Raw genomic sequence first — 17,342 nt, forward strand, 5'->3', positions numbered from 1 at the left:
TTTAGCTATGATGTCAACGGTGAGTTGAGCTTTAGAATCCATCACAATCATCCTCAACATGCCTTCTAGTATTCCAAAAACAAAACACTAACAGACACGTAAAAAAGTGACCGACAAATTCCCTTAGTAATTAGCGATTACGACAGAATCGCTTGGTAATTAAGATACGACAAAGTCGCTTGGTGTTAACAGACCTAAGTGATTAAGTCTTAACTTGATTTGTCAGATCCGATAAATAGGACTCAATCAAGTCTGACTGTCACAGATGTGCCATGAGCAGACGGGTCGTAACCTTATTCACTTGTTATAACTCAATGAACTCAAGGCCAAACTCTTCATTTGATATTTGTGCTTGTTTAATCGTTATGTGAGGATAATTTTTTCTTACCACCGATAAAATGTTTTCTTTCACATTTTTTTCTATACAAGCACCTAAAATTATCTCTTTGACCGCTGAATTTGGAAATTGAAATAGGTGTACCGGTAAGGGTGTTGTACTGATAGTTTTTTCGCTATCTTCCAGTACAGCACACATTCTCCATTCTTGCTCATATTCCCAAGCCTGTGACTTTATTAAAAATAGCTCTACACCATTCAATTGACTTACAAGTTTGGACGGTCTCATTTTACTGTATGAAACTTTACGCAAATGATAAAACTCATCAACCTCGCTTCTCTTTCTGTTGAAAAAGGGTGAAGTATTATCAAACCCGATACAGAACCCTTTATGCGAATACGCATAATGTGACCACATCAGAAGATTGTCGTTTTTTTCCGTTAGAGAAAGAACACCAATTAATGTGTTTGCTTTATCAATAAAAACTCTAGTTGTTTCACTGCCCATTTCTTTCAATTTAGTTTTCAAAGAAGGCCAATGCTGTTCATATAATTTACGTGTAACTGCTTCTAGCTGTGCAGGTGAAATTTGTGTGCGTATTTCTGAGGGTAATTTTTGAAGTTCTTCTTGGACGATTGTTTTAAGATCTTCATCCATAGCCTTATCGAACTCTTCCTTTGAGGTCACTGACGAAATTACAGGCCGAAATTCAAAAGGATCATTAAAATCGGCTGGCTGAGTAAAACGTATATGACCAAAGGCTAAAACATCAATTCTATCGGGCTCTAGGTATTTGAAAAGCAAAATACTCTCTCCTGGAGTTATAAGACCGCTTATTGCCTTGTTATAACAACAAACTACACATTAATAAGCTTATTTTCAACAAACCATAAGCCGAAATTAGGGTATTCATATTTTATATCTAAAGATCCATTTTCATATGCCGTCGCAAGCTCTAATTCATATATTTCTGACACAACCCCAACACCTAAACTCTAACAAGTCTGATGATTCAAGCATATTTTCTTTTAGAATTGTCCAATTAGCAGAGAACTCAGGCCAAGCATTACATATTGATTTTAGGTAAAAATTTCCGTCTTCCATTATCTCAAATAATGAGAAAGTGTTACCTGTTGCTTCATACTCATCCAAAATAGAACAAAGATGAAAAAAGAACAAAGATGAGAACAAAGATGACACCCATCCTAAAGTTTGTATTTCCCCTATTTTTTACTAACTTTAAATTAGTATGAAAAACAAATAGGGTGTTCCATAGAACAAAGATGACACCCATCCTAAAAAGAACAAAGATGACACCCATTCTAAAGTTTGTATTTCCCCTATTTTTTACTAACTTTAAATTAGTATGAAAAACAAATAGGGTGTTCCATGGCAATTGCAAGAAAGCGTCAAGTAAGTTTGATTGATACAAGGTACTATCATTGTATTTCACGCTGTGTACGCCGTGCTTTTTTATGCGGTGAAGACCGTTTTACAGGTCAGTCCTATGAGCACCGCAGAGGCTGGGTAGAAGATAAACTACTCGCATTGGCTAAGGTGTTTTGCATTGATGTGTGTGCGTATGCAGTGATGAGCAATCACACACATTTAGTGTTGTATGTTGATGATAAAAAAGCCAAACGCCTTAATGACAAAGCCATTATTCTACGCTGGCATAAGCTGTGTAAAGGCACGTTATTGACGAAAAAATATTTTCAAGGTGAAAAATTAAGTAAATCAGAGCTCATCTTTTTTAATCAAACGGTTGAGCAATATCGAGAGCGGTTATCCAGTATTAGCTGGTTTATGCGGTTGTTAAATGAAGATATTGCCCGCAGAGCCAATAAAGAAGATAACTGCACAGGCCGATTCTGGGAAGGTCGCTTTAAATCACAAGCTCTACTAGATGAAGCAGCACTTGCAGCCTGTATGGCCTATGTTGATTTAAACCCAATAAGAGCAAAAATAGCCAACACGCCAGAAGAATCAATCCATACCAGTGTGCAAAAACGAATTGAAAGTGCAACCACGGGTAAGCAACCTAAAAAGCTATTACGTTTTGCAGGGATGCCACGGCAAAGAATGCCAAAAGGACTCCCGTTTGAGCTTAAATCGTATCTTGAACTTGTTGAATTAACGGGCCGTGTAATGCGAGAAGATAAGCGAGGATACATTGAAAACACATCCCTTCCTTTATTAGAGCGAGTCAATATTAGCCCAGAGAACTGGTTAAAACTCACAACGCAATTTACCCGCGTGTTCCATGGCGCTGTTGGAAGACCTTCGTCACATGAAAGCTATTGTGATAATTTAGGAAGGAAACGAAGAGCGAATATGAGTAACTGTGAAAAGTTACTTGCATGAGAATCAAACTACTCAGTAAAAATTTAAAACTGCATCATGCAGTTATTGTCATGCATGTAATTTAGGTTTAATAGTGACAATGACCCATTTAATGGATGAGGTGAAAGTAACCAAGTAGCAAAAGATATATTTTAGCCTAAAAGAGTAAATTTAGTGGTACAGTTTTGCTTGTTCAATAAGAGTGGCTGTCTGCGTTAGTTCTGCGATAAGAGTGGCTGTCTGCGTTAGTTCTGCGTTAGTTCTGCGTTAGTTCTGCGTTAGTTCTGCGTTAGTTTCTGCGGCCAAAATAGACTTATCTCAATAACAGATCAGGCAATGAAGCATGGAAGAAAATCGAGTTCGCGAACAATAAACGGTTTTAAACAACATATTGCAATAGATATGGATCATAAGCTCATTTTAGCAACGAGTGTCAGGCCAGCGAACGAGCCAGAGCAGCACGCAAGTATATATTTAAAACCAAAAGTTGAAGAATATGGGCATGTAAACGAATTAAGCATCGATAGAGGTTATCTAGCAGCCACATGGACGCTAGATTTGCATCAGCAAGGGTATAAGGTAATAGCGAAACCGTGGACATTTCCAGATAAAGGTTTATTTACCAAGAAGGAATTTAAAATAGATTTAATAAACAAAGATGTAGAATATCCAGCAGGGAACATTGCCAGAATACAGCAAGGTAAAGAGCAAAAGGCGAAGTTTAAAGCGAGTGAGTGTCAAAATTGCGATAAGAAAACACAATGTACCCGAAGTACGGCTGGACGTGTTATTTCAATTCATAAGCACGAAGACTTAATGCAAGATTTAAAGAAATACACTGGAACGGTGAATGGACGAGCTGCAGCGAGAGAGCGAGTAAAAGTTGAGCATTCATTAGCATCAATATGCAACAGAAAAGGGCATAGAGCTAGGTATAGAGCTAGGTATAGAGGGTTAAGGTTAAATGAGTTTGATTTAAATAGGACAGCTATGATCACTAATTTACATATTAGCATGAACTTGGCTGCCTGATTTTTAAACTATATGCTGCTCTAGCACCTAAATCAACCTCTTATTGAACTTCATTACTTAGTGGTTGGTTATTGGCGAACTCAAGTGCATTATTTACGGTTATTTGCGCAATTTCACTCAATGCTTCTTTGGTAAAAAAGCCTTGGTGGCCTGTGACCAGTACGTTTGGAAAACTTACCAAACGTGAAAACACATCGTCTTGCATAATTTCATCACTGCGGTCCTTAAAGAATAGTTCTGACTCTTGTTCGTACACATCTAGCCCTAAATAACCCAATTTTTTAGTTTTAAGTGCACCAATACAGGCTTTGCTATCAACTAATGCGCCGCGGGAAGTGTTTATAAGCATCACCCCTTGCTTCATTTTGGCAAAAGCGTGTTCGTTGATCATATGATGAGTTTGCTCGGTTAACGGGCAGTGCAAAGAGATCACATCGCTTTGACTTAATAAAGTGTCTAGATTACAAATTGTATAATTGCCTGGTACTGCATAAGGGTCGCAAACCAATACATTTGCACCAAAGCCATTGAGTATATTTACTAAAGCCAAGCCAATTTTTCCACAGCCAATGATACCAATGGTTTTCTTGAATAAGTTAAAGCCAAGCAAGCCATTTAAATCAAAATTATCTTCACGGATACGGTTATAGGCTTTGTGAGTTTTGCGATTGAGGGTAAGCATTAATGCCACACAGTGCTCTGCAACTGCCTCTGGACTGTAAGCGGGTACTCGGCATACTTTGATGTTATGGGCATGTGCCGCAGCTAGGTCAACGTTATTAAAGCCAGCACAGCGTAATAAAATACATTTCACGCCGAATTGAGCAAGCTGATCAATAACCGTTTTATCAACGATATCGTTTACAAATACGCATACAGCATCAAAGCCTTGGCTAAGTATGGCACTTTTCGCATCAAGAGATTGTTCAAAACGGGTTAATTTGATGCGTGTTTGATTGTTTAAACAGGCATCAAAAGATGCATGTTCATATTTTTGCGAACTGAAAAGCGCTACCGTTAGTTGCATCATTAATATTACTCTCTATGACCTGTTTCAAGGTGTCGGGTTTAGTGCGCGGTGCATAACGTACCGCCAATTGTCCCTCAGAGTTTATTAGAAACTTGGTGAAATTCCATTTTATAGCACGATTTTGTGCAATTCCTCGGGTATGTGCTTTTAAATAGTTAAATAACGGGTGAGCATCAGGGCCGTTGACCATTACTTTACTAAACACAGGAAAACTAACATTAAACTGTTGTTGATAAAAGTCTTTAATATCAATGTTGTCTATTGGCTCATTGTAGTCAAATTGATTGCACGGAAATGCCAGCACAGTAAAACCATTCGCTTTATATTGCTGATATAGTTTCTCGAGTGCGCTTAACTGCACCGAAAAGTTACACTTACTGGCGGTATTGACGATTAAAATCGTTTTGCCTTTTAACTGACTTAAGGCAAAATTTTCGCCGTTATAAAGCGGGGCACTGAATTGATATATGCTATCCATAGGTTACCTATTTTGTCTCGTCCATGAAGAAATTTAATGAAGACTTTTTCATTCGCTTTTTTACTGTTCGGTTGAGATAATCAAATTATCTTTTTAAGTTACCACTGAAATAGGTCAATTTTATGTCAATGAAAGTCGCATTTATCGGTTTAGGTGTAATGGGTTATCCAATGGCGGGTCATTTAGCAACTGCCGGTCATCAAGTAACCGTGTATAACCGTACCACAGCAAAAGCACAGCAATGGGCAGAAAAATACGCAGGTCAGGTGGCATTAACGCCAGCAAAAGCCGCAGAACATGCAGATATCGTATTTATGTGTGTAGGTAACGATGATGATTTACGCTCAGTCGTTTATGGTGCTGACGGGGTGATTAAAGGTATGCAAGCAGGCACTATTTTAGTCGATCACACTACGACTTCAGCCGAAGTTGCGCGCGAAGTATCCGCTAATGCGGCACTAAAAGATATTGCGTTTATTGATGCGCCAGTATCGGGTGGTCAAGCTGGTGCTGAAAATGGTGTATTAACAGTCATGGCTGGTGGCGACGCAGCAGTGTTTGCAAAAGTACAACCAGTTATGGCGGCATTTAGCCGTTTTAGCCAGTTACTTGGCGAGGTTGGCTCTGGGCAGTTGTGTAAGATGGTTAATCAAATTTGTATCGCTGGCGTAGTGCAAGGCTTGGCCGAGGGCTTACATTTTGCAAAACAAGCAGGCCTTGATGGCGAAAAAGTCATTGAGACGATTGCAAAAGGTGCGGCTGGTTCATGGCAAATGGAAAACCGTTACAAAACCATGTGGGCAGGTGAGTACGAATTTGGTTTTGCTGTTGATTGGATGCGTAAAGATTTAGGTATTGCGTTAGATGAAGCAAAAAATAATGGTGCCACTTTACCAATGACCGCGACGGTCGATCAGTACTACGCTGACGTACAAGCACTTGGTGGTGGGCGTTTTGACACTTCAAGCTTATTGGCGCGCATCGAAGCGTTACATAAAAAATAGATAATCAGAGCGTCGGATAATAAGTCTATCTCCAGCAAGTAAATTAAACGCTAACTGTCTTAAATTTACTTGCATAAGCCCGCAATTAGCGGGTAGATGTGGCTTATTATTCCTGAAATCTCCAGTTACGTAATCACTGACCCAAACATTGTTTGGGTTTTTTTATAAAAATTAATTTTTCTTAAGGTTTATTTAAGTTTTGCTCGTTAGATTTTACCCATAGTCTAAAAAGAGCGAACACTATGCAATCACTTCAAGTTACTAACTTGCCTGTTACCAACACACATGATTATGTGTGTGCAAATGCAAACATGCCATTTCGTGTGCAATTAGAGCAAGTCGTTAAAGCGAGTTTTGCCAGAGCTTACGGCGCCAATATTAAGCAGTTTATGCCGGTGTTATGCCAATTAAGTATTGCCGCTGATTCTTGCACGCTGGGACTTAGAGCTGCTACTCAATCACTTTTTATCGAGCAATACTTACCAGAGCCGATTGAATACTTTGTTGATGTACCGAGGGAAGATATTTACGAGCTTGGTAATTTATGCTCAACAAATCGCAAAGCTACTCTCGCTCATTTTGTACTAATGAATGAAGCACTTTATCAAATTGGCGCAAAACGTTTGGTATTTTGTGCCACTGCAAAGGTTAGAGCATTATTAAAAATGCTCTCAGTTAATTGCACTGAAATAGCATTAGCCAATAGTCAGGCACTTGATAACCCAGCAGATTGGGGGACTTATTATGAAAATAAACCAACACTGTGTGTGGTTGATTTAGCGGCTGCTCATGATTGCGTAATAAACACACCTCATTTGTTTAATATTAAACAGCACTATCATCAAGCGAGTTGCCAATTAGCATCGCAATTGGAGGCATAATGGGGTTTTTATCGAAATTACCACACGCAGCGCTTGATACTGTGATTGTTGATCATCATGACCAACAAATGCAGCCGATCAGTAAACAGACGCTGATGCAAGAAGTGGCCGAGTTAATTATCGACTTTAAAGCGCTTGATATGTCAGCCGTTGCGTTTGTAATGGACAATACGCCTGCTTGGTTAATTGTTGACTTTGCATTGATTGAGTTACAACAAGTAAGCATTCCGCTGCCGACCTTTTTTAGTCCACAACAGCTAACTAATAGCGTGAATAAAAGCGGCGTTTCGCATTTTATCAGCGACACTCCCTGTGAACTTGACGGGTTAGAATGTATTGCGACCTTGAGCGTGTTAACCCGCTACCCGCTTTATATCTATAAAGTAAGCGCTTCGAGCCCTACAACATTTTTTACAGATACCCAAAAAGTGACGTTTACTTCAGGCTCTACCGGTGAGCCAAAGGGAGTGTGCTTATCTTTACAAAGTCAATTACAAGTGGCGACCTCATTGCATAAAAAAATAGCGATAAAACAGCCAAAACATCTGTGTTTATTACCTTTGCCAGTATTACTTGAAAACATTGCAGGGGTTTTTGCACCGTTATTAGCCGCAGGTGAAGTGCATGTTATGACACTGCCAGAATTAGGCTTCTCTGGGGCAAAATTAAATGATGCCAGTCAACTGATCAATGCCATTGATCGTGTGCAACCGAATACGCTTATTTTGGTGCCGGAATTATTGACCTGTTTAGTCTGGTTTGCCAAGCAGGGATGGACAGTACCAAAGAGCCTGAAATTTATTGCCGTTGGTGGCGCTGTGGTCAGCAGTGAATTGATCACTGTGGCGCGTAGTTTAGGGTTACCAGTTTATCAAGGTTATGGCTTATCTGAAGCTTCATCAGTGGTGAGCTTAAACACGCCAAATGATGATGACATAGAGTGTGCAGGGCGGGTGTTAAATCACTTGCAAAGCAAACTGGTAGACGGGCAGCTATTTATTAAAGGACCCTTATTTTTAGGCTATTTAGGTCAACAACCCCATGATCAAACGAGTTGGTATGCAACCGGTGATTTGGTTGATCAACAACAAGGTCGGTTAACTATTAAGGGGCGTTTAAAAAACCAAATTATTACTAGTTTTGGGCGCAACATCAGCGCTGAGTGGCCTGAATCTTTGCTACTCAGTAACAGTGAAGTACAACAAGCTGTTGTCTTTGGTGAAGGTAAAGCGCATTTAGTAGCACTTATTTATGCATCAGTAAATATGACTGATAAGGTATTAGCCGAGCATTGTAGAGGTATTAACGCACAATTACCTGAATATGCCCAAATTAAAACATTTCATCGCTTAGCTGAACCACTTACTGCAGAGTGGGGATTATTAACCAGTAATAACCGCCCTAAACGCCAAGCAATAGCAAACTATTATCATGCACAACTAACAGCACTGTACAGTGAGGCAATATTATGAGCAATTTTTTCGAGACATTAAAATCACAAACCCAAGCAGAACGCGAGTATTTACTGGCTGCACCGATCATTGCTCGAGTATTCAAGGGGCAAGTAAGCACAACTGAGTATGCTTCATTTTTAGCTCAAGCCTATCATCACGTTAAACATACGGTGCCATTAATGATGGCCGTGGGCGCGAAATTATCGACTGAACAAGAGTGGATCCGCGAGGCTGTTGCGGAATATATAGAAGAAGAAATAGGTCATCAAGAGTGGGTGCTCAATGATATTGCAGCCTGTGGTTTTGATAAACAACAAGTACGTCAAAGTGCTCCCAAATTTGCCACCGAGTTAATGGTTGCTTATGCCTACGATACAATTAATCGTGGTAATCCATTGGCATTTTTTGGCATGGTGCATGTACTCGAAGGTACTTCAATTGCGTTAGCCGATAATGCGGCAAGTAATATAGCCAATATGACCGGATTACCTAAAAAGGCATTTAGCTATTTAACATCTCATGGAGCTTTGGATATTGAGCATGTGAAGTTTTTTGAAGATCTGATGAATAAAATAGAGTCTCCTGCAGATCAACAAGCGATTGTGCATGCCGCTAAATGTTTTTATAAGTTATATGGCAATATTTTTCGTGAATTAGATACAGATCCACAGTTTGCAAGTAGCGACTTGGAGCAAACTGCATGAACCGTCCACTTTGCGTGTTAACAGGTGCGACAGGCGGAATTGGTCAAGCCGTGGCATTAAAGTTGATTCAGCATGGTTGGCGTTTACTGCTAGTTGGTCGCCAACAAGCACAACTAGAGGCATTACAGGTTAAGTGTGGCCAAGACTGTGAGATATTTATTGGTGATTTAACATCAGCACAGACTCGCCAAAAATTACTTGCACATGCTAAATCACTTGGCGGTGCAACAATGCTTATCAATAACGCTGGCATTAATGTGATGCAAGGTTTTAGTGAAATGACGGAGCAGCAAATAGATGACTTACTGATCGTTAATCTGTCGGTGCCAATTAAGTTATGCCAACTATTTTTACCACAAATTTTAGCTAAAAAAGGCTCAATTGTTAATGTGGGATCATCGTTTGGTAGTATTGGTTACCCTTATCAAACCTTATATTGCGCAAGTAAATTTGGTTTACGAGGAATGACCGAAGCGCTGGCCCGCGAACTTAGTCACTGTGATGTAAAAATATTATATTTAGCACCTAGAGCAACTGATACAAATATCAATTCAGTGCAAGTACGCGCGATGAATAAAGCTTTAGGCAATACAATGGATCCACCTGATAAAGTGGCAGATGCGCTTATTTCATTATTGAAATCTGGAAATTCACGCAGTTACATTGGCTTCCCAGAACGCTTATTTGTCAAACTAAATGGTGCTTTTCCATCCTTAGTAGATAACGCAATTGCAAAACAACTTCCTAAAATTAAAAGTTTTTTTGCAGATAAAATTGATAAAGGTGAATGACTATGATTAAACTACTTTATACTAGCTGCTTGTTAACTGGGATATTTTTAACCAGTGCAGCGCATGCTGATGTTGCTAGCGAATTAACTCAGGTGCAAACAAGTTGGGCAACTGTGAATTATGAATTAGTAGATAAAGCGCAGCTCAATGCATTTGAAAAGTTATCAGAGCAGGCCGCTGAGTTTGCAAAGACCTATGATGATCAGGCACAAAGCCATATTTGGTATGGTATTGTGCTATCTAGTTATGCTGGGGCAAAAGGCGGCTTAGGTGCATTAGGATTAGCAAAAGATGCTAAAGCACAGTTAGAGCAAGCCATAGAAATTGATGCCAATGCGTTATCAGGCTCTGCTTACACCAGTTTAGCGACCCTTTATAGTAAAGTACCTGGTTGGCCAATTGGATTTGGTGATGATGACAAAGCGAATAAATTATTTAACCAAGCGCTTGCTATTAATCCAAATGGTATCGATAGTAATTACTTATACGCGGCATTTTTGTATGACGAAAGAGAATACAAAAAGGCAAAAACACATTTACTTGCCGCTCAACAGGCTCCTGCACGTCCTGATAGGCCAAAAGCGGATTTATACCGCCAGCAAGAGATCACCCAATTGTTGGCAAAAGTCGAGAAAAAACTTAAGAGATAATATGCATTTACTACTGGTTGAAGATGATAAGTTAGTGGCTGAAGGGTTATGTCGTTCACTTCGTCAACAAGGTTACAGTGTCGAGCACTGTGCTAGTATAAAATCAGCCATGCAATGGCTCGAAAATGACGAGATCGAACTACTTGTACTTGATTTAGGGCTACCTGATGGCGATGGTATTGATGTATTAAAACACGTCAAAAAGCATCGCCCTAACTTACCAGTAGTAATCTTAACGGCACGCGGTAGTATTGACGACAAAGTACAAGGGCTAGATTTAGGTGCTGATGATTATTTAGCTAAGCCATTCGATCCTGCTGAATTATTTGCCCGTTTAAGAGTCGCTAGTCGGCGCGTAACTCATGCGCAATCAAGTACTATTAATGTAGCAAATGTAGAAATGGATACCTCCGCTTTTACAGTCACACTTGATCAGCAACCGGTAAACCTGCCGCGTAAAGAGTTTATGTTACTAAAAGCACTTTTTGAAAATCAAGGGCGCGTATTGTCCAAACAACAATTAGAAAGCAAACTATATGAGTGGGGCGAAGAAGTAGGTTCAAATACTATTGAGGTGCATATTCATCATCTACGTAAAAAGCTCCCTAAAGATCTAATTAAAACCTTACGTGGCATAGGTTATGTGGTAGGTAAACGTTAGTGTCAATTAAACGCAGATTAACGCTGATTATTTTATCAACGGTGATCCTGACTTGCTTTTTGGCATTCAGCAAAGGCTACCGCGAAAGTATGAGCCAGGCCGAGCTGCTACTTGATAACGAATTGCAAACCATTGCTCATGTACTGATCGAGCAACCTATACACAGCGACAAGCCAGTGTTAAGAAGTGATCTAACTCGATTACTGTTTCAAATTTGGCAAGATAACAATTTGCTTAGCGCGTCTAAATCATTAGCTGAACTGGCGCAAAAACCAAGCCTGAATGGATTTAGTGTTGAAAACTTAGCCGGACAGCGGATGCGAGTATTCAGATTAACCATGCAGACAAAACAAGTGCTGGTGGCAGAGCCGCTGAGTAAACGCTATGCCCTTAGCGAGACTATGATTTTGTCAGCAATGACACCTTTGCTTTGGAGTGTGCCACTGCTTGCGGTGTTGATCAGTCTATTTGTCAAACAAGGATTAAGGCCCTTAACACGCCTTTCAACATTATTAAAAACGCGACAAGCCAATGACTTTACTGCCATTAATTGGCAAGTGAGCGAATACGAAATTAAACCGGTGATCTCACGGTTAAATGATCTGTTTAAACGTGTAGAAAGTGCCTACTTAAGAGAACGCTTTTTTGCCTCAGATGCTGCCCACGAATTACGCACCCCGTTGAGTAGTTTAAAAATAAATGTTCATAATCTATGCGCACAAGGTGACGGTTGCTTGGAACTTGATGCAATGGCGCAAGGTATCGATAAACTTAGTAATATTGTTGAGCAAATGTTGATTTTGGGACGCACCTATCCAGAGCAATGGCAGGCACAATTTAGCCCAATTTCAGTGCTAGAGGTCAGTCAACAAGTGGTTGCACAGCTATACGAACGACTTGATGAAAAACAACATATGATCAGTATTGAAGGCGATGATTATGTTATTAATGGTGACCAATTTACCTTGGCAACCTTATTTAGTAATTTATTAAGTAACGCCATAAAATATACGCCCAGTGGTGGCAATATAGTGATCCGCTTAAATAATCAACAAGGTGAGTATGGTTGGCAGATTGATGACTCAGGTCCTGGCATTGATGATGCCCATAAAGCACGAATTTTTAACCGTTTTTACCGTGTTGGAGGTGATAAACACCCCTCTGGAGAGCAAGGTGCCGGATTAGGTATGGCGATAGTTGAACATATAGTAACAATTTATGATGCAAGTATTTCTTTAGCCGACAGTGAATTAGGCGGCTTACAAGTACGAGTAGAATTTATGCAAGGAGCAGAGAGTGAATAACTGGTTAGGGTTTATCAGCCTGCTGCTATTTAGCGTATTACCGTTTTCGTGTTTTGCTAAAGAATATAAATTAATTTTAAAAGATCACCTTTTTTATCCAGCGGAGATCATCGTTCCGGCCAATACTAAACTAAAACTTTTAATTGAAAATCAAGATAGTACGCCAGAAGAGTTTGACAGTTTTGATTTAAATCGAGAAAAAGTGCTGTATCCTAATCGTAGTAGTGTGATTTATATCGGGCCACTGAGCCCTGGGCGTTATGAGTTTTTTGGCGAGTTTTCACCTAACACAGCCCGTGGTGCAGTATTAGTAGAAGGAAAGACTGATGCTGATAACTAGTTTATTGATGAGTATAAATCAGCTGTTACCAGTCGTGATTTTACTTGTGCTGTTACAGTCATTGCTAAAGCTAAACCAGCGCGTGCTGATAGTGACCGCTTTTGTTGGGCTGCTTTGTAGTATTATTTATGTACAAAGTGCCGCTTGGTTGAGCCAGTTATTTGATCATCGCGGCCTTGAGTTTAGTCAAATGCTGTTATGTGTCATCGTGTATGTTGCATCACTAATAAGTTGTAAACAGCAGCGTTTATTCGCATTGCTTGCAATAGTTGCGGTTATGGCGCTGTATTTGAGTCACTATTTTATTTATCTGGTTGGTTTTTGGCATAACACCGATACAGCAAAACCTTTGCTTATAGGTACATCTTTGGGAATAGGGATCTGTGGTAGTTTTGGTGTGTTGCTATTATTTTTACTGCACAGTGTTAGAGCACGATTTGGTGTGTATCCACTGATGCTGTTTTTGGCTTTTAATGCCTCGGCAAAATTACTGATAGTATTAGATCTGGCCAGCCAAATTGACTTGATCAATATTACGTCCAACTACTTTGATTGGCGTGCAGTGCTAGTCGAAAACTCAGAGTTAGGCCGTGTACTCAAAGCCTTAGTCGGCTATGAGGCAACGCCAAGCAAAACTGCATTATGGCTTTATCTAGTGGCGGTTATAGCCTTTATTGGCACCAGTATAGTATTTACTCGGCAATTTTCTCAAAAGGAGCCATCATGAGATTTATTCTCGCGTGGTGCTTAACTTCGCTTTTGTTCATGGCATCGTTTAATGTGCGAGCCGATGGAATAGTCGTAGATAAAGTTTACCACCCTTACGTATTACCATTTGAGCGCGAATTTGAATGGCGTTTGATCTCTCATCAAACAGATAAGGGCAATATTTTAGCCCAACGAATTGGCTTAGGTGGCTCGTTTAACGACACTATGAGTTTGGAAGGTTATGCGGTTGGAGAACGTGATGACGACGGTAACTTTGGCTTCTCAGCCTACGAACTAGAACTGCGTTGGCAGTTGGTGGAGCAAGGGCGGCTGTGGGCTGATTGGGGCGCCTTATTTGAACTTGAAAAGCAAGAAGGCAAAGATAGTTATGAAGCCACAACTGGCTTTTTATGGGAAAAAGAATTTGGTCGGACTAGCCTCACCATGAATGCATTTTTAGTCTACGAGTGGGGCGGTGATATTAAAAACGAATGGGAAACTGAGTTTCGCGCGCAGTATCGCTATCGTTTTCGCTCTGAGTTTCAGCCTGCATTAGAGCTATACGCCGGAGAAGACTTCTTTGGTATTGGCCCTGGTTTTATTGGGCTGCATCGATTTTCAGCGAAGCGACAACTAAAGTGGGAAGCAGGATTTGTGACAGAGCTGAGCCAACAAGGTAAAGATCACAGTTTTCGCCTTGCCCTAGAGTTTGAATTTTAAAGCAAAAAGCCGCGAAAACTCTGCTCGCGGCTTTAAATCTCTGCAAACTACATACTTTGCGCGTAGTTATAAAGCGCTTTTAGAATAGTTAGATTTTTTTCATTATCGTCATGTTCATGGGCAAGATTTTCTAGCGTAACCATAAAATCTTGTGCGCTGATCGATGGTTGATCTTCACCATGCATTAATTTGTTTTGGCAATATTGACGCCACTGATCAAGTTCATCTTGATTAAGTGATTGCGGCCAGTTACGGGCACGGTATTTAAACAATAAGTTATCAAACTTTTTATCTTCAAAATCCAACTTCATACCCGCTAATTGCTCAGGGCTGGCATCACGGATAATGGCAAATTTAGCTTTATCAGCATGACTGGTGAAGCCGTCGTATAACATGTAATCAGTATTGGTGGTTTTACCGTAATCGGGCTTATCGTTAAATACTTCAGTGACTTTATCGCGAAGACTAGGGTTGGCTTTTAAAATCGCAAGATTTTTTAAACACTGCTCGCGGTCAATGCCTAAACGGGCGGCGTTTTCAGGTAATAAAGTTTTAGCAGGCGCTAAAATAGGGCATTTATTTAAATGTACCAATTTTAAACCAACAGGCAGTTCATCATCGGCAAGCTCACTGCGCTTGGTATAAAGGCGGGTGCGCAACTCTTCAATTGATAAATCGAGTAATACCTTTGGATCTTCGGTTAAGTTAAAACACACTACTGCATTTTTATTAGTCGGATGAAAGCTCATCGGGGCAATCCAACTGGTACAGCCTTGGGTAGCAGGAATACGTGATGAAGTATGCACCAGCGGCGTCATATTAAATACATCAACTAACTCAGCTAAGGCTTTTTTACCGCGCAAACTAAAAAAGAAGTTATACAGTTTTGGCTGTTTTTCTTTTATTAGTTTAGCCAAAGCAATCGTCGCGGTTACATCAGATAACGCATCATGCGCCGCAGCGTGTTCAATGCCATTGGCAACCGTTAAATGCTCCAACTTAAAGCTTGGGCTGCCATCTTCTTTTAACGGCCATTCAATACCTTCAGGGCGCAGTGCATAACAAGCACGCACTAAATCTATAATATCCCAGCGGCTGTTATTGTTTTTGTATTCGCGTTCGTAAGGGTCGTAAAAGTTACGATAAAAGCTGTAACGACTTACTTCATCATCAAAACGAATGCTGTTATAACCGGCCACGCAGGTATTAGGCACACTAAATTCAGCATGGATCTTGGCAATAAAGTCAGCTTCAACTAAACCTTTTTGCATCGCCACTTGCGGAGTAATACCGGTGATCAAACATGCCTCAGGATGCGGTAAATAATCAGCCACAGGTTTGCAATATTCAATCAGCGGCTCACCAATAATGTTTAAATCAAGATCAGTACGAACACCCGCAAACTGGCTCGGCTTATCCTTTTGCGGACTCGCCCCCCAGGTCTCATAATCGTGCCAGTAGATTGTTGCTTGATTTTGCTCTTGATAAGCCATTTAAAAACCCTTTAAGTTAGCTTGAAGCGGTTGCAATACCGCCAAGTTACTAAATTCATGAATTATTTAGATTATGGCATACAGGCGAGGGAGTTTATAGGTTTGGATGATGAAATGATGGTAATCATACTTTCGCAGGTAGCTTAGCTAGAGTGTTGCGAAACTTAATCATTCATTAAAAGAAAAGCCTGCTTAAAAACTCATAACTATGAATGCATTCAATTGTAGGTTGAGTTTTAGCCCGAAAAAATTTTACTGCGAGCTACAAGAGCATTATCGTAGGCGTTAAGCTTGCTGGCGCATTTTTTGGTCGAGAAAACAAGGGCGAGTATCAGCGTTAAAGTTTTTATAAATCAGTGATCTAAATTAAAAGCAATATTTAAATTGTTGTTGAGCTTTTTGGCCCTATAAGTAGGAGTGCGCTTTAGCCACGAATGTTTTTTACCTTTTCATCATGTTCTACACTTTAAAGCTTTCCTATTGCTCAGATGGAATTCATCATCAATTGCTTATTTTCAGGTTGTTACGACGAGAAAGAGCTTAAAAGCATATTTGCAGCTAATTTATATAATTAAGTTGCTGAAACTAATTATAAAGTTCACAACTAGTATTGTATTCAATACTAATAGCGATTACGTACAAATCCAGTAATATTTCATTGTCAGGCGTATATGAACAATTTAATGCCGTTAATAAATAGAATATCAGTTCGTTTATTAGACTAAAGTCTATAAGTTAATTTTCTTCACCTATCGGATTTAGTTTTATCGTTTGTCGAAATTGAGCCAACACTCTAAAGTTCAGTTGTCGGCAACAGATACGACGTAACCAAATAGGAATATAATCATGAAACTTACACTAATCAAAACCATCGCACTTGGCTCATTATTTACTTGCTCAGCGGCTGTTATGGCTGATCAAAGTGATTACAAATTAATGATTATTGATAATGCGGCAGCGTCTCAGCCAGTTGAACAATCATTTAATAACTGCGCATTAAATGTGAAATCAAAAAATTATGCACAAGCAGATGAAATTTGTACCAAAGCAATTGCATTACTAAAGCAAAGTAATGGTCCACGTATGAAAGTTCGCGAGCTAACGTCATTTGCATTAAGCAACCGTGGTGTGTCACGTATGATGGCAAACAATGATACGGCTGGTCTTTCTGATTTATACGAAGCGGCACAAATCGCTGATAGCGAAATGGTTTCTCATAACCTGACGCGCGCTAAAGAGTACCTTTCTCTATAATAGTTTTTATAAACGATTAAAGACAAAACCACGTTAGGCTAAGCCAACGTGGTTTTTTGTTTTTTTAAAGTGTTTATCTTCTGAGCCAACCGTAAAATTCACTTATTTATTTACGTATTTACTGGCCTCAGTTTAGCTGTACTAAATATATTAAATTT

Annotated in this window: 17 protein-coding genes and 1 pseudogene; 14 read left to right on the top strand and 4 right to left on the bottom strand. The window is 39.8% G+C overall.

What is annotated here, in order from left to right; genetic code table 11:
• Positions 1-304: 304 nt before the first annotated feature.
• Positions 305-1,141: a DUF2971 domain-containing protein gene (locus H5180_RS01780; protein WP_182757566.1), complete on the bottom strand. Its 837-nt coding sequence runs from the start codon at positions 1,139-1,141 to the stop codon at positions 305-307.
• 585 nt (positions 1,142-1,726) lie between these two features.
• Between H5180_RS01780 and H5180_RS01785 the strand changes: the two genes are divergently transcribed.
• Positions 1,727-2,701 carry a transposase gene (locus H5180_RS01785; RefSeq protein WP_182757567.1) on the top strand — a complete coding sequence of 325 codons (975 nt, stop codon included), beginning with the start codon at positions 1,727-1,729 and terminating at the stop codon, positions 2,699-2,701.
• Between the two features lie 285 nt (positions 2,702-2,986).
• Positions 2,987-3,712: pseudogene (locus tag H5180_RS01790) on the top strand (transposase); the annotation flags it as partial.
• 40 nt (positions 3,713-3,752) lie between these two features.
• Here the strand turns inward: H5180_RS01790 and H5180_RS01795 are convergent.
• Positions 3,753-4,739 carry a 2-hydroxyacid dehydrogenase gene (locus H5180_RS01795; protein ID WP_182757640.1) on the bottom strand — a complete coding sequence of 329 codons (987 nt, stop codon included), beginning with the start codon at positions 4,737-4,739 and terminating at the stop codon, positions 3,753-3,755.
• Complete coding sequence (locus H5180_RS01800; protein WP_145233015.1) at positions 4,699-5,220, bottom strand: glutathione peroxidase; 522 nt, start codon at positions 5,218-5,220, stop codon at positions 4,699-4,701. Before H5180_RS01800 ends, H5180_RS01795 begins: the two co-directional genes overlap by 41 nt.
• Before the next feature lie 122 nt (positions 5,221-5,342).
• Between H5180_RS01800 and H5180_RS01805 the strand changes: the two genes are divergently transcribed.
• The 11 genes from H5180_RS01805 (at position 5,343) to H5180_RS01855 (ending at position 14,437) form a co-directional block, all read left to right on the top strand.
• On the top strand, positions 5,343-6,224 hold the full coding sequence (locus H5180_RS01805) for an NAD(P)-dependent oxidoreductase (protein WP_182731253.1): 882 nt from the start codon (positions 5,343-5,345) through the stop codon (positions 6,222-6,224).
• A 242-nt stretch (positions 6,225-6,466) separates the two neighbouring features.
• Positions 6,467-7,105, top strand: coding sequence for a thermostable hemolysin (locus H5180_RS01810; protein ID WP_149980952.1), 639 nt, complete (start codon positions 6,467-6,469; stop codon positions 7,103-7,105).
• Entirely contained in the window at positions 7,105-8,577 is a 1,473-nt protein-coding gene (locus H5180_RS01815) for an AMP-binding protein (protein WP_182757569.1), read from the top strand. Before H5180_RS01810 ends, H5180_RS01815 begins: the two co-directional genes overlap by 1 nt.
• Complete coding sequence (locus H5180_RS01820; protein WP_145233019.1) at positions 8,574-9,263, top strand: TenA family transcriptional regulator; 690 nt, start codon at positions 8,574-8,576, stop codon at positions 9,261-9,263. The genes H5180_RS01815 and H5180_RS01820 overlap by 4 nt, the downstream gene beginning before the upstream one ends.
• Entirely contained in the window at positions 9,260-10,054 is a 795-nt protein-coding gene (locus tag H5180_RS01825) for an SDR family oxidoreductase (protein ID WP_182757570.1), read from the top strand. Before H5180_RS01820 ends, H5180_RS01825 begins: the two co-directional genes overlap by 4 nt.
• The gene (locus H5180_RS01830) at positions 10,051-10,704 is read left to right on the top strand and encodes a hypothetical protein (protein WP_404936324.1); all 654 of its coding nucleotides are present in this window, start codon (positions 10,051-10,053) and stop codon (positions 10,702-10,704) included. The genes H5180_RS01825 and H5180_RS01830 overlap by 4 nt, the downstream gene beginning before the upstream one ends.
• Before the next feature lies 1 nt (position 10,705).
• Positions 10,706-11,365, top strand: coding sequence for a response regulator transcription factor (locus H5180_RS01835; RefSeq protein ID WP_182719149.1), 660 nt, complete (start codon positions 10,706-10,708; stop codon positions 11,363-11,365).
• A complete protein-coding gene (locus H5180_RS01840) occupies positions 11,365-12,669 on the top strand; it encodes an ATP-binding protein (RefSeq protein ID WP_182757572.1) in 1,305 nt (434 codons plus the stop codon). The genes H5180_RS01835 and H5180_RS01840 overlap by 1 nt, the downstream gene beginning before the upstream one ends.
• A gap of 13 nt (positions 12,670-12,682) precedes the next feature.
• Complete coding sequence (locus H5180_RS01845; protein WP_246175520.1) at positions 12,683-13,009, top strand: cupredoxin domain-containing protein; 327 nt, start codon at positions 12,683-12,685, stop codon at positions 13,007-13,009.
• Complete coding sequence (locus H5180_RS01850) at positions 12,996-13,736, top strand: iron transporter (RefSeq protein ID WP_182757573.1); 741 nt, start codon at positions 12,996-12,998, stop codon at positions 13,734-13,736. The genes H5180_RS01845 and H5180_RS01850 overlap by 14 nt, the downstream gene beginning before the upstream one ends.
• A gap of 38 nt (positions 13,737-13,774) precedes the next feature.
• Positions 13,775-14,437 carry a hypothetical protein gene (locus H5180_RS01855; protein ID WP_246175522.1) on the top strand — a complete coding sequence of 221 codons (663 nt, stop codon included), beginning with the start codon at positions 13,775-13,777 and terminating at the stop codon, positions 14,435-14,437.
• Positions 14,438-14,484: 47 nt separating this feature from the next.
• Here H5180_RS01855 and sbcB read toward each other — a convergent pair whose 3' ends face one another.
• A complete protein-coding gene (sbcB, locus tag H5180_RS01860) occupies positions 14,485-15,930 on the bottom strand; it encodes an exodeoxyribonuclease I (RefSeq protein ID WP_182757574.1) in 1,446 nt (481 codons plus the stop codon).
• Between the two features lie 846 nt (positions 15,931-16,776).
• Between sbcB and H5180_RS01865 the strand changes: the two genes are divergently transcribed.
• On the top strand, positions 16,777-17,184 hold the full coding sequence (locus H5180_RS01865) for a hypothetical protein (protein WP_145233033.1): 408 nt from the start codon (positions 16,777-16,779) through the stop codon (positions 17,182-17,184).
• Positions 17,185-17,342 lie beyond the last annotated feature (158 nt).

The sequence above is a fragment of the Pseudoalteromonas sp. SR41-4 genome (assembly GCF_014163985.1).
GTDB classification, from domain to species: domain Bacteria; phylum Pseudomonadota; class Gammaproteobacteria; order Enterobacterales; family Alteromonadaceae; genus Pseudoalteromonas; species Pseudoalteromonas rhizosphaerae.